Genomic DNA, 13,112 nt, shown 5'->3' on the forward strand with positions numbered 1-13,112 from the left:
TTGCACGGTGCTCCTTTTGGTTTCTGCACTTCACGGCCGCACCAGCTTGATTTGGGCGCGCTGGTTCCGGCCTTTCAGCAGCAGGTAGTACAAGCCAGAAGTGGTTAGCTCGTGTGAGAAATCAAGCAGCTGGGCTGCTTCTGTCAATTGGCCGCTCGCCAGCTTAGCCCCCAGCACCGATACCAGCGAGTAGGCTACCGGCCCCTGGAAATCATCGGGCAGCAGCACCCACAGCCGGCCGTCGCCGGTTGGGTTGGGGTAGGCCTGGGGCGTGGCGATGCCGGCGGAGCCGCTCAATCGGGCCGCGTCCGGGCTGCTGATGCTGGCTGACGGAGCCGACGACATGGAACTGCTAAAATCCGCGGCCAGGGCGGTTCGGGCCGCGCCGGCATTCTGCCGCCACACCTCCACTCCGGATAGGTTGGCGTAGCCGCCGGCGGTGCTCAGCACCAGCGTGCCCGTGCCGGTAACGGTGGCGGGGTACGGTCCCAGCCGGTCCCAATGCCCGGCGGGTCCGCTGTTGTAGTTGGCCAGCACTACCTGGCCCTGCACGCGCACATCGAAGATTTCCGGGCTGTTGTCTTCCCACACGTAGGCGTACACGGCGTAGGTGCCGGCCGGCACGTTGCGCAGCGTCGCATCAATGCTGGGGCCGTACACCGACGAGCGAATCATGCTGGCCCGCAGGGCATCGGTGGCCGGGTTCAGAGTGATATTCTGATTCGCAAACCGCGTCCCCGTCACGGTGAAGTTGGCCGCGCCGGTGGCGGCTTCCCAGTTCTGGCCGTCCAGCACCAAGGCGTTGCCGTTGATGTTCAGGGCGCGATAAAACGTCAGGCCAGTGCCGCTGGTGGCCGTGAAAGTAGCCGTAATGGCCTTGTTGGTGGTCATCGTCACGGTCAGCGGATTGGTGGTGCCCGTGGCATCGCCGCTCCAGCCGTTGAACTGGTAACCGGCGGCGGGCGTGGCCGTGAGCGTGACGCTGCTGCCACTGGCGTAACTGGTCTGATTGGGGTTTTTAACGACTGTGCCGCTGCCGGTGGTGGCCGTGGTCAAGGTGTAGGTAGTCGGGGCTACCGCCGTGAAAGTGGCGGTGATGCTTTTGTTGGCCGTCATCGTCACGGTCAGCGGATTGGTGCTGCCGCTGGCATCGCCGCTCCAGCCCGTGAACGTGTAGCCCGTGCCGGGCGTAGCCGTGAGCATCACGCTGCTGCCGCTGGCGTAAGTAGCGGTGTTCGGGTTCTTCGTCACCGTGCCCGTGCCTACCGTATTGGTGGTCAGTGTGTACGTCGTTGGGGCCACGGCGGTGAAGGTGGCGGTAATGGTCTTGTTGGCCGTCATGGCCACCGTGAGCGGGTTGGTGCTGCCGGTGGCGCTGCCACTCCAGCCCGTGAAGGTGAAGCCCGCCGCTGGGGTCGCCGTCAGGGTCACGTTGGTGCCGCTGGGGTAGCTGGTCTGGTCCGGATTTTTGGTCACCGTACCACTGCCAACGGTAGTAGCGGTGAGGGTATAGCTGGCCGGGGTGGCCTGGTTCGATACGCTGAAGCTGATGCTGAGCGGCGTGCCGGCCGTACCATTGCCATTGCCCGCCGTGTAAGGAGTGGCCGTGAGCGAATAGTTGCCGACTGCCGGCGTCCAGGAATTGTATTTGCCCGCGCCATTGTCCCCAAACAGCGCGTAAGGGGCCACCGATTCGGTCTGGTTTCGGGTTTGCGTTCCGCTGAGGGCGAAGACGACGCTGCCCACGGTAGCCGGGCTGGTTGTGGCCCGGATGTTCAGGTTGCGGGTGGGCAAGGTGGCCAGGTTGAGCGTCGCGCCCGCCGCAATCCCTTGAATATCCGTGTTGCTATCGGCATTAACCAAAATATAGCTCACCACGCTTTGGCCGGTAGCCGTGAAGGTGGCCGTAATGGCCTTATTGGCCGTCATCGTCACGGTCAGCGGATTAGTGGTGCCCGTCGCGTCGCCGCTCCACCCCGTGAAGGTGAAGCCAGCTGCCGGTGTGGCCGTCAGCGCAACGCTGCTGCCGCTGGCGTAGCTGGCCTGATTCGGATTTTTCGTTACCGCGCCGCTGCCGCTGGTGCTGGTCGTCAGCGTGTAGCTGGTCGGGGGCACGGCCGTGAAGGTAGCCGTGATGCTTTTATTGGCCGTCATCGTCACGGTCAAGGGATTAGTCGTGCCCGTGGCATCGCCGCTCCAGCCGCTGAAGGTGAAGCCCGCTGCTGGCGTGGCGGTCAGGCTCACCGTAGCGCCGCTGGCATACGTGGCCTGGTCCGGGCTTTTGGCCACCGTGCCGCTGCCCGTAGCCGTCACCGTCAGCGAATACGTGGCGGGACTGGTCGCGCCACTTACCTGGTTGTAGGCCACCTGCTGCAAGGCCACGGCATCGGCCGGCGCAATGCCCAGGTCGGCGGCAGCGGTTTCGCCGGTCCCCAGGGTGCGCGGGTCAACCCCCGTGATTTGATAAAGCAGCACGCAGGCACTGAGATACGAGCCCCATTTGCTGGCGTGGAAATAGTTGGACCATAGGTCGAGCTGCCCGGCCGTGGGGTTGTAGGGGTTGGGCATGGCCACGCCCGTTTGCATGGCCAGCTGCCAGGCATCGCCCACCGGAGCCACCGCTTCAAAATGCCCGTTCTGCGCAAAGGCCTGGGCATAACCATTGTGCAGGTCCGTACCCATGGCCGTGATGGGCTGGCCCGAATACGGCTGCCCGGCCGGATACGTGAGGTCGGCGCGCGCCCAGGTTTCGTAGAGGTAGACCTTAGCCGCCGCGTTTGCCGCATGCACCGCCTGTTCCAGCCGCGTGGAATAGGTGAAAAAGTCAGCTTGGTTGCCGCCTTTGTTCGCGGGCAAGGGCCCGGTGCTCAGCTCCTGCAAAACCACTTTGTCCCAGCCCGCCGGCCGCCCGATAACCGAGAGGGCGTTGGTGTAGTGGTAGGTCAGGTCCACCCCGTTGATGGCTTCAATGTGCACCTCATAGGCCAGGCCCGCCTCGTCGGTGAAGCGCTTGAAAATGCCCGGCACGCCGCCCCACGGCCCCGAGTCGTCGCTTTCGTGGCGGGGGGAGTTGGCGGGCAGTCCGTAGTTGTCGTCGAAAATGGCCGCCGCGTTATAGTTCAGCACCGGCGCGACGTAGCCGTGCGTGAAACTATTGCCCACAAATAGAATGCGGGTTTGGGACAGCGCCGGCCCGGCCGGGGCCAGCAGGGCCAGACCGGTACACAAGGTGGCAATCAGCCATTTCAAATCACGGAAGTGGGCATAACGCATCAGCATGGCACGTCGAGCAGGTTAATTTATAATTACATGTTTCTATGTTGTAAAAAACAGTACATGAGTAGCCCGCCCCTTGCCCCACACTTGTAGCTGCGGGTGAGTGGTCGAAACTGGTGGGCGGTAGAAGAAGGGCAAGCCGGCGGCCGGGACTTAGCGGGGCCTGTCCGCCGGTGGTGCATGGGTCGGGCTGGCAATGAGTGGGGAACACGCCTGCCATTTGCACGGGCTTATACGGCCTTACCCGCCTCGAAGTCGGCAATTAGACTGGCTCTGGCGTTGGCTTATGCTGGATTTCAGCATCCTCAACCCGACGGGCAAAATATGTAGCTTCACGAATAGTCATTGGCTTTCACTTGGTTACACTTATAGAATATCTAATTCTCAAAAAACAAATTATTTGATAATATTAATAATAATTTACTCAATCATTAACCCTATCAGTATTAATACTATCAGTCACGTATTCTTTCATTTTAAGAAAGACTCCGAAGCTCCTGTTAGAGTTGATTTTTCGGGTTGCCTGAACGATGCGGAGACGCATCATTGCGTCTCCGCATCGTTCAGGTATTTCCACTCGGCTTCATTCCTCCTCACTCACCACCGGCTCTCACCACATTCCACAAGCTCGCTGGGGGCGTAGTTTTGTTGGCAAGCCGGGTGCCCGGTGCCGAACGGCCCACAGTGCGCAGCCGTTGAAGCAGCGGACGGCTGCAACTTTAGCGGCGCGGGCCGACCTTTAGCGCTGATTCAATCCGATTTCCGTTTGCTGACCACTCAATATTCTTCCTGGTTTATCCTGCTCTGCCTGGCCGTGGGGGCCGGCTACGCAGCCCTGCAATACTCGGCCCAAGCGCCCTGGAGCAAGCAGCGCAACTACGCGCTGGCGGCGTTGCGCTTCGCGGTGGTGAGCTTTTTGTGCTACCTGCTGCTGGCCCCGGTCATCCGCACCACCACCACGCACACCGAAGCCCCCGCGCTGGTGCTGGCCGTCGATAACTCGCAGTCGGTGGAATTATTCACGCCCAAAAACGTGCTCAGCCAAGCCACCGACGGCCTCACGAAGCTGGCCGAAACGCTGCGCGGCAAGGGCTTCACCGTGGAAACCCGCACCCTGACGTCCACGCCCGCCCGCCCGGCCCGGCTCGATTCACTCCGCTTTTCCGCCGCCACCACCGACCTCGACCAGCTGCTCGCCGGCACCCGCGACGCCTACGAGGGCCGCAACCTGGCCGGCGTGGTGCTCCTCAGCGACGGCCTCGTGAACCGGGGCCGCAGCCCCGCCTCCGCCGAATTCAACTTCCCGATTTACACCGTGGCCCTGGGCGACACCATCCCCAAGCGCGACCTGCGCCTGACCGGCCTCACCTACAACCGCGTGGCCTTCAGCGGCAATAAATTCCCCATTGAGGCCGAAATAGGCTTCGAAGGCTACGCGGGCGGCGCGGCCACCGTGGAACTGCGCGAGGGAAACAAGGTGCTCGACAGCCGCCGCGTGGCCCTGCCCACCGGCCGGCGGCGGGTGCGCGCCACGTTCCAGCTCACCGCGCCCGCGCCGGGCAAGCGCCGCTACGAAGTCCGCATCGTGCCCCAGGCCGGCGAGTTTACGGCGCTGAACAATGCCCGCACGGCCTTCATCGAAATTGTGAAGGGCAAGCTGCGCGTGCTGTTGGCCGGGGCCGCCCCGCACCCGGATTTGAAAGCCCTGCGCGCCGCCATTCTCGCCAACGACAACTTCGACCTCACCCTGGCCCTGCCCGGCGTAAATCCGCTCAAAGCCAACGCCGATTTCGACGTGGCCATCCTGCACCAGCTGCCGGCGCAGGGCGGGTTGGGCAATGAGATTCTGGCCCAGGTGAAGGCCCGCAAAACACCCGCGCTCTACATCATCGGGGCCCAGTCCGATTTGGGGGCGTATAATCAGCTCGGCGCGGGCCTCACCATCCAGCCGCGCGGGGCGCAGACGGACGAGGTGACGCCGCTGCCCAACCCCGGCTTCGCCCGCTTTGCGACGGACGAGGAATCGGCTCGCCGCTTTGCGCAGTACCCGCCCGCGCCGGTGCCGTTTGGCGAGCTGCGGCTGGGCCCGGGGGCCGAGGCCGCGCTCTGGCAGCGCGTGGGCCGCGTGGCGACGCAGAAGCCGTTGCTGGTTTTTGGCGGCCCCACCGACCACCGTCAGGCCACCCTGCTCACTGATGGCAGCTGGCAATGGCGCCTGAGCGAAGCCGTGGCCCACGACGACAAGCCCGAAGCCTACGACCGCCTCATCATCCGCACGCTCCAGCTCCTCACCCAAAACGCCAACAAAAAGCGCCTCGACGTGTACCCCACGCAGGACGTGTTCGGCACCCAAGACGACGTGACCCTCGGGGCCGAAACCTACAACGCCGTCTTCGAACGCCTCTACAACCAGCAAATCGACCTCGTTTTAACCGACGAAAAAAAGCAAACCCGCCGCTTCTCCTTCGCCAACCCGGAGGATGGCTCACCCCTGCACCTGGGGCCGCTGCCGGCGGGCCTCTACCGCATTCAGGCGCGGGCCACGCTGGGCGGCCAGCCCCAGCAGGACGCGGGCGAGTTGCTGGTGCAATCCCAGCCCCTCGAAGCCCTGGAATCGAAGGCCGACCACAACCTGCTGGCCCAGCTCGCCCGCCGCAGCGGCGCGCGGCTGTACTACCCGGCCCAACTGGATAAGCTGGCCCAGGACATCATCAAAGCCAACTACAAGCCCGTGATTACGGCCGAGGAAGACCTGAAGGACTTAATCAACCTGAAGTGGATTTTCTTCGTGATTCTGGCCTTTTTGACGGTGGAGTGGGCCGTGCGGAAGTATTCGGGCAGCGTGTAGCATCGGGGAGCTACGAGCCTTCGCATCTCCACACCGTTCTTTTGGCATCTGCGTAAAGTAGAAACGCCCTCACTGCGTCCTCCCTCCTACTTTACCTCATCAATATGAAACTACGAGTCATCCTGACCGGGGCCACCGGCATGGTGGGCGAGGGCGTTCTGCTCGAATGCCTGGAGAACCCTACTGTGGAGCACGTGCTGGTGCTCACGCGCAAGCCCACCGGCCGCAGCCACGCCAAAATGCGCGAGCTGCTGGTGCCCGACCTGGCCAACCTGAGTGCCGCGGAAAGCCAGCTCACGGGCTACAACGCCTGCTTTTTCTGTGCGGGCGTGTCGTCGGTGGGTATTTCGAAGGAAGAATACGAGCGCATCACCCACGACATGACGCTGGCCGTGGCCGAAACACTGGTGCGCCTCAACCCCGAAATGACGTTCATCTACGTATCCGGCGCGGGCACCGACGGCACCGAAAAAAGCAGCCAGCACTGGGCCCGCGTGAAGGGCCGCACCGAAAACGAGTTGCTGGCCCTGCCCTTCCAGGCGGCCTACATGTTCCGGCCGGGCTTTATGAAGATTACGCCCGGCCAGCGCAACGTGCTGAAATGGTACGGGGCTATTGCCTGGCTCTACCCGGTGGCCCGCAAACTGGCCCCGAACTTCGTGAGCACCATGCAGGAGGTGGGCCGGGCCATGATTAACGCCGCCGATTTCGGCTACACCAAACCCGTGCTCGAAGTGCGCGACATCGTGGCCCTGGCCCACAGCCAAGCCGCCCCGCGCCCCTAATGTAGAATGCGGAAACTCCTAAAAACCTCCCTAATGGCATCGAGCGGTATGATTGGCGTGGTGTTGCTGGCCGCCATCAGCTTCATCGGCCTCAGCCCGCAGCTGGGCGGCAAGCCCACCAAAGCCGAGCGGCAGACCTACGCGAAGTCGGGCCACTACAACGAGAAGGAGGAAGAATTCGTGAACCTGATTCCGACCCGGGAGCTCACGGCCGGCAGCATGCCGGCCGTGATGTGGAAATTCCTGTTCCGCAAATCGCCGCAGGCCGCGCCCCCCGGCCCGCTCCCCACGCAGCCGCTCGATTCGCTCGCCATCACCCAAAAAACGCCCGAGATGGTGCGCGTGACGTGGTTCGGCCACTCGGCCAGCTTGGTCGAAATCGCGGGCCAGAACATCCTGCTCGACCCCATGCTGAGCATCAAGATGGGCCCCGTGAGCTGGGCCGCCCCCAAACGCTACAACCGCAGCTTGGCCATCGCGCCCGAAAAGCTGCCGCCCATCGCCGCCGTCCTCATTTCGCACGACCACTACGACCACCTCGATTACGAAACCATCCGGAAAATCAAGGACAAAGTGGGTCATTTCTACGTGCCGCTGGGCATCGGCCCGCATCTGCGCCGTTGGGGCGTGCCGGCCGCGCGCATCACCGAAATGAGCTGGGGCGACAGCGCCAAAATCCCCGGCCTCACGCTGCGCTGCACGCCCAGCCGGCACTTTTCGGGGCGCGGCCTGGGCAACCGCAACTCCACGCTCTGGTGCTCCTGGGTGATGCAGGCCACCGCCAAGCGGGTTTTCTACACCGGCGATGGCGGCTACGGGCCGCACTTCGCCGCCATCGGCCGGCAATACGGGCCGTTTGATTTGGCGTTGGTCGAATGCGGGCAGTACAACGAGAGCTGGGCCGAAATCCACATGAAGCCCGAGCAAAGCGTGCAGGCCGCCCGTGATGTGCGCGCCGCCGTGATGCTGCCCGTGCACTGGGGCGCCTTCACCGAATCGCTCCACGCCTGGAACGAGCCCGTGACCCGCGCCACCGCCGAGGCCGCCCGCCTGGGGCAGGTTATAACCACGCCCCACCTGGGCGAGCCCGTAACTTTGGGGGCTGCATTACCGCAGACGCGGTGGTGGGAGTAGCGCGGACTTTTAGTCCGCGACTGCACCGTCCCTCTCAGTTGCTCATATCCCCGCACTGGTCCTATTCGCGGACTAAAAGTCCGCGCTACTATGCGCTACATCCTCCTCAACAAGCCCTACGAAGTCCTCACCCAGTTCACCGACGAGCACGGCCGCGCCACGCTCAAGGATTTCGTGCCCGTGCCCGACGTATACCCCGTCGGCCGCCTCGATTTCGACAGCGAAGGCCTGCTCCTGCTCACCGACGATAAGCAGCTCCAGCACCGCCTGAGCGACCCCAAATTCAAAGTCCCGAAAACCTACTGGGCACAAGTGGAAGGCACTGTTTCTGAAGCAGCGTTGCAGCAGCTGCGGCGCGGCGTGCAGATAAAAGAAGGCCTCACCGCCCCCGGCGAAGCCACCGCATTGCCTGAGCCTGCCCACCTCTGGCCGCGCAACCCTCCTATCCGCTACCGCACCAGCATCCCCACCAGCTGGCTGGAAATCCAGATTTCGCAGGGTATGAACCGCCAGGTGCGCAAGATGTGCGCCGCCGTGGGCTTGCCGTGTTTGCGGCTGGTACGGGCGGCCATCGGGCCGTTGGGGCTGGGCGAGTTGCAGCCCGGCGAGTGGCGCGATTTGACAGCAGCCGAAGTGGCGGAGTTGCGCCAGACCGCCGGAGTAATGCGCCGTTTCTAGCTGAAGCGCAAGTTTCCAAAGCCCGGCACGACTTACCCCGGCGTGGGCTACGAACAGTAATGGAAGCGCTACGCCACCGATTGGGAGTAGCAGACGTGGGCATTTTTAAGCCGCTGATGCTTATTTCTCTCGCACAAAGTACCAATCCGTATGGCCGTAAACCTTTTTCGGTCCATAGTAAGAAAGGCTGGCATAAATCAGCGTATCCTTCGTCAACTTCATTACCGAGTCAGTCGGAATCATTTTATCAAGATACCCTCCAGGTACTTTCGCCCCATTGTATTCGGAAACTTCGAAAGCTAATCGAGTTGAATCCTGATTGAATTTCCAACGCCCCTTTATTTGCATTTGACCATAAAGGATTTCTTCGTAGTTACCACTCCGGCCTAGAGTCATCACTTTCTCTGAAGCACTTACAGCTTGATATTTTTTGCCAAATGACTTTATACCTACTTGCTTCCACTTATGGCAAGCAAGATGCATTCGGCTATCCTGGTTGAAGACGCCGAACAGTGAAGCGAAGAGTAGAAGACAGAAGAATTTTATCACTTCAGCTACTAATTAGTGTCTTGAGTTATACAGTTCCTCGCAAGTATAACTGGTTTTGCAGGACTGAGTGAGCATTTCAAAATGCCGTTTCCGCCCTCATGTCAGGAAATCCCCCGCCGCCCGAAACAAATCAAGCCACCGCGTCGCATAACCCCGGCCCTAGCCGCCATTCGGTGACAATCTGTCACCAAAACGACGCTGGTACGTTGCTTGTAATCCCTCGGTAGCGGCGGCAACGCGGCTTTCAACCTGACAACTTCCACTCTTCTTAACCCAACACACCCCCTATCATGGGCAAAATAATCGGCATTGACCTCGGCACCACCAACTCGTGCGTGTCCGTAATGGAAGGCAACGAACCCGTTGTAATTCCCAACAGCGAAGGCCGCCGCACCACCCCCAGCATCGTCGCGTTCCTCGACGGGGGCAAGGGCGAGCGCAAAGTGGGCGACCCGGCCAAGCGCCAGGCCGTGACGAACCCCCAGAACACGATTTCCAGCATCAAGCGCTTCATGGGCCGCCACTTCAACGAAGTGACCGCCGAGCAGAAGCACGTTTCCTACCAAGTAGTGGCCGGTGCCAACAACACCGTAGCCGTGAAAATCGGCGACCGCAACTACACGCCGCAGGAAATCTCGGCCATGGTGCTCCAGAAAATGAAGCAAACCGCTGAGGATTACCTCGGCCAGCCCGTAACCGAAGCCGTTATCACGGTGCCCGCTTACTTCAACGACGCCCAGCGCCAGGCCACCAAAGAAGCAGGTGCCATCGCCGGCCTCGACGTGAAGCGCATCATCAACGAGCCCACCGCCGCCGCCCTGGCTTACGGCCTCGATAAGAAGCACAAAGACCAGAAAATCGCCGTGTACGACCTCGGCGGTGGTACGTTCGATATCTCCATCCTGGAGCTTGGCGATGGCGTGTTTGAAGTACTGAGCACCAACGGTGACACCCACCTCGGTGGCGACGACTTCGACCAGGTTATCATCAACTTCCTCGCCGACCAGTTCAGCAGCGAAAACGAAGGCCTCGACCTCCGCAAGGACCCCATGGCCCTCCAGCGCCTGAAAGAAGCCGCTGAAAAAGCCAAAGTGGAGCTTTCCAGCTCGACCGAGACCGAAATCAACCTGCCCTACATTACCGCCACGGCCTCGGGCCCCAAGCACCTTGTGGTGAAACTGAGCCGCGCCAAATTCGAGCAACTCGCCGATGACCTCGTGCGCCGCTCGATGGAGCCCGTGAAAAAGGCCCTGCAAGACGCTGGCCTGTCGACCTCCGACATCAACGAGGTTATCCTCGTGGGTGGCTCGACCCGCATTCCCCGCATCCAGGAGGAAGTGGAGAAATTCTTCGGCAAGAAGCCTTCGAAAGGCGTGAACCCCGACGAAGTGGTAGCCATCGGCGCTGCCATCCAGGGCGGTGTACTCACCGGCGAAGTGAAGGACGTGCTGCTGCTCGACGTGACCCCGCTTTCGCTGGGCATCGAGACGATGGGCGGCGTGATGACCAAGCTCATCGAGTCGAACACGACCATCCCGACCAAGAAATCGGAAACTTTCTCGACGGCTTCGGACAACCAGCCTTCGGTAGAAATCCACGTGCTGCAAGGCGAGCGTCCGCTGGCCAGCCAGAACCGCACCATTGGCAAGTTCCACCTCGACAGCATCCCGCCCGCACCCCGTGGCGTGCCGCAAATTGAGGTAATCTTCGACATCGACGCCAACGGCATCCTGAACGTAACCGCCAAGGACAAAGGCACCGGCAAAGAGCAGAAAATCCGCATCGAAGCCAGCTCGGGCCTCTCCGAAGCCGACATCAAGCGCATGCGCGACGAAGCCGCCGCCAACGCCGAATCGGACAAAGCCGAAACCGAGCGCATCACGAAAGTGAACGCCGCCGACTCGATGATTTTCCAGACCGAGAAGCAGCTGAAAGAATACGGTGAGAAGCTGAGCGGTGGCAACAAAACGGCCATCGAAGGCGCGCTGGCCGACCTCAAATCGGCGCATGAAGCCAAAGACCTCGCCCGTATTGACACTGCTATGGAGGCAATGAATGCCGCCTGGCAGGCTGCTTCGCAGGAGATGTACGCCGCTGGCGGTGCCGAAGGTGGCCAGCCCGGTGGTGGTTTCCCCGGCGGCGACGGCCAGGGCGGCGATGGCCAAGGCCAGGGCCAGCCGGCCGGCGACCACGTCACCGATGTGGACTACGAAGAAGTAGATGGCAATAAATAAGGACCACGGATTCGCTCGGATTTTTCGGATTCCACGAATTTTGTGACTGAGTAAAAAGGCCGGAGGCGTGAGCTTCCGGCCTTTTTACGTTATTTGTTGCCCACATCCAGCACCTGCAATTCCTTTTCTATGCTTGACTTTCTACCCTTCCAGTCGTTTCCATCGGCCGAGGCGGCACAGCCGCTGCTGACGATGCTGCGGCAGCGCGCGATTCCCTTCGAAACCGCCACCGATACCGGCGAACCCGTTTTCAATCCGGCCTTCACCTTCAATAACACCTACGCCACCTTCGTGGTAAAGCTGCACGGGGCAGATTTTGAGTGGGTGCGCCGCTTGCAGGAAGATGCCAACCGCGAAGCCCTGGCCACGCTCAGCCCCGACCATTATCTGTTCAGCTTTTCCGATGCCGAGCTGTTTGAGCTACTGGCCAAGCCCGAAGAGTGGAGTCCGCTAGACGTGAGCCTGGCCGGGCAGCTGCTGCGGCAACGGGGCCGCGATGTATCGGCCGATACCATTCGGCTGCTGCGCGAACACCGCGTGGTGGAACAGAACAAGCCGGAACGGAACAATACCGGCCGCATTCGCCTGGGGTATTTGTTTGCGCTGCTCGGCGGTTTCGGGGCCATTTTCATGGGTTGGGAGCTGTACTCGCACAAGAAAACCCTGAACGATGGCCGCCAAATCCCCGGCTATTCGGCCCGCGACCGGGTGCACGGCCTGCGCATTATGACGCTCGGCGCGGCCAGCCTCATCCTCTGGCTTGCGTGGCGCGTGGCGGTGATGCCGCAATAGCCGGGCTTACCTTTGCAGCCATCGGCCCCGCTTTCGCGTAAGCACGCCCACGGACGCGCTTAGGGCCGGTCCCCTTCTGTTTCGACTTATTGCTCCTCTTTTTATGAACGTTTCTTCCCTTCTGTTTCCCGCCCGCGCCCTGGCTTTGGGCACTTTGCTGATTGCCGCCGCTTCGTGCAGCGTGAGCGAACAAGTAAAAGACAAACCCACCGGCAAGAACGCATCAGCTGAAGCCCTGGAAAACGAGGCGTACAGCCTAATGCAGTACCGCCTCAATTTCATCGACGAAGCCACGCTCGGCGGCCAGGACATCCTGTTCGTGCGCCAGGCCTCCGACATCGCCTCGCCCCAGCAAGCCCAGCTCCAGACCGCGCTGCAAAAAGGCAACCTGCCCCTGCACCTCAAAATGCGCGTGTACGCCCGCAACCCCAGCGCCACCACCAGCATCCAGCTCAAGCAGCTCGATTACAAGCTGCTGCTCGACGGTAAGGAGCTGACCGCCGGCACCACCGGCGCGGGCACCACGCTGGAATCCAGCGCCATCGAAACCCTGCCCGTCACCGTTGACCTCAACGTGAAGCCCGCGCAGCTGGCGGGCAGCACCCCGGCCGCCTTCGCCGCCGGCCTCACCGATTTCACCGCCGCCAATCGCCGCCTCACCATGCAAATCCGCCCCATGTACGTGGGTGCCAACGGCCGCCAGGTGCCGCCTACTGATTTTGAAACCGTAGAATTAGTAACGAAGAAAAAAGCGACGGCAGCTAAGTAAGAAGCCCTCGGGCTCAATAGGTTCATCAGCCCAGCACGTCATGCTGA

Annotated in this window: 9 protein-coding genes; 7 read left to right on the forward strand and 2 right to left on the reverse strand. The window is 61.7% G+C overall.

Annotated features, from left to right (window positions below):
* Positions 1-30: 30 nt before the first annotated feature.
* Positions 31-3,279 carry an InlB B-repeat-containing protein gene (locus ACYU70_RS05685; protein ID WP_342298781.1) on the reverse strand — a complete coding sequence of 1,083 codons (3,249 nt, stop codon included), beginning with the start codon at positions 3,277-3,279 and terminating at the stop codon, positions 31-33.
* A 763-nt stretch (positions 3,280-4,042) separates the two neighbouring features.
* On the opposite strand from ACYU70_RS05685, the gene ACYU70_RS05690 reads away from it, so the two are divergent.
* From ACYU70_RS05690 to ACYU70_RS05705, 4 genes are all read left to right on the forward strand, one after another.
* Positions 4,043-6,124, forward strand: a complete 2,082-nt coding sequence (locus ACYU70_RS05690; protein WP_342298783.1) for a VWA domain-containing protein — start codon at positions 4,043-4,045, stop codon at positions 6,122-6,124.
* Between the two features lie 104 nt (positions 6,125-6,228).
* Positions 6,229-6,909 (forward strand): NAD-dependent epimerase/dehydratase family protein, encoded by a 681-nt coding sequence (locus ACYU70_RS05695; RefSeq protein ID WP_342298784.1) that lies wholly within the window; start codon positions 6,229-6,231, stop codon positions 6,907-6,909.
* A 33-nt stretch (positions 6,910-6,942) separates the two neighbouring features.
* Positions 6,943-8,043 carry an MBL fold metallo-hydrolase gene (locus tag ACYU70_RS05700; protein ID WP_342298787.1) on the forward strand — a complete coding sequence of 367 codons (1,101 nt, stop codon included), beginning with the start codon at positions 6,943-6,945 and terminating at the stop codon, positions 8,041-8,043.
* Between the two features lie 90 nt (positions 8,044-8,133).
* Complete coding sequence (locus ACYU70_RS05705) at positions 8,134-8,721, forward strand: pseudouridine synthase (RefSeq protein WP_342298788.1); 588 nt, start codon at positions 8,134-8,136, stop codon at positions 8,719-8,721.
* 120 nt (positions 8,722-8,841) lie between these two features.
* On the opposite strand, the gene ACYU70_RS05710 is transcribed toward ACYU70_RS05705, so the two are convergent.
* Positions 8,842-9,270, reverse strand: coding sequence for a hypothetical protein (locus ACYU70_RS05710; RefSeq protein WP_342298790.1), 429 nt, complete (start codon positions 9,268-9,270; stop codon positions 8,842-8,844).
* A gap of 290 nt (positions 9,271-9,560) precedes the next feature.
* Between ACYU70_RS05710 and dnaK the strand changes: the two genes are divergently transcribed.
* The 3 genes from dnaK to ACYU70_RS05725 all read left to right on the forward strand — a co-directional run bounded on the left by dnaK (position 9,561) and on the right by ACYU70_RS05725 (position 13,065).
* On the forward strand, positions 9,561-11,504 hold the full coding sequence (gene dnaK, locus ACYU70_RS05715) for a molecular chaperone DnaK (RefSeq protein ID WP_342298792.1): 1,944 nt from the start codon (positions 9,561-9,563) through the stop codon (positions 11,502-11,504).
* Positions 11,505-11,633: 129 nt separating this feature from the next.
* A complete protein-coding gene (locus ACYU70_RS05720; protein ID WP_342298794.1) occupies positions 11,634-12,296 on the forward strand; it encodes a hypothetical protein in 663 nt (220 codons plus the stop codon).
* Positions 12,297-12,399: 103 nt separating this feature from the next.
* A complete protein-coding gene (locus ACYU70_RS05725; RefSeq protein WP_342298795.1) occupies positions 12,400-13,065 on the forward strand; it encodes a hypothetical protein in 666 nt (221 codons plus the stop codon).
* Positions 13,066-13,112: the final 47 nt, after the last annotated feature.

This window comes from Hymenobacter segetis (assembly GCF_054776495.1).

Excerpts from the sequence above, each read along its gene's own strand:
- ACYU70_RS05695 (WP_342298784.1), top strand. The coding sequence starts at position 6,229 with ATGAAACTACGAGTCATCCTGACCGGGGCCACCGGCATGGTGGGCGAG.
- dnaK (WP_342298792.1), top strand. The coding sequence starts at position 9,561 with ATGGGCAAAATAATCGGCATTGACCTCGGCACCACCAACTCGTGCGTG.
- ACYU70_RS05685 (WP_342298781.1), bottom strand. The coding sequence starts at position 3,279 with ATGCTGATGCGTTATGCCCACTTCCGTGATTTGAAATGGCTGATTGCC.
- ACYU70_RS05725 (WP_342298795.1), top strand. The coding sequence starts at position 12,400 with ATGAACGTTTCTTCCCTTCTGTTTCCCGCCCGCGCCCTGGCTTTGGGC.
- ACYU70_RS05720 (WP_342298794.1), top strand. The coding sequence starts at position 11,634 with ATGCTTGACTTTCTACCCTTCCAGTCGTTTCCATCGGCCGAGGCGGCA.
- ACYU70_RS05705 (WP_342298788.1), top strand. The coding sequence starts at position 8,134 with ATGCGCTACATCCTCCTCAACAAGCCCTACGAAGTCCTCACCCAGTTC.
- ACYU70_RS05700 (WP_342298787.1), top strand. The coding sequence starts at position 6,943 with ATGGCATCGAGCGGTATGATTGGCGTGGTGTTGCTGGCCGCCATCAGC.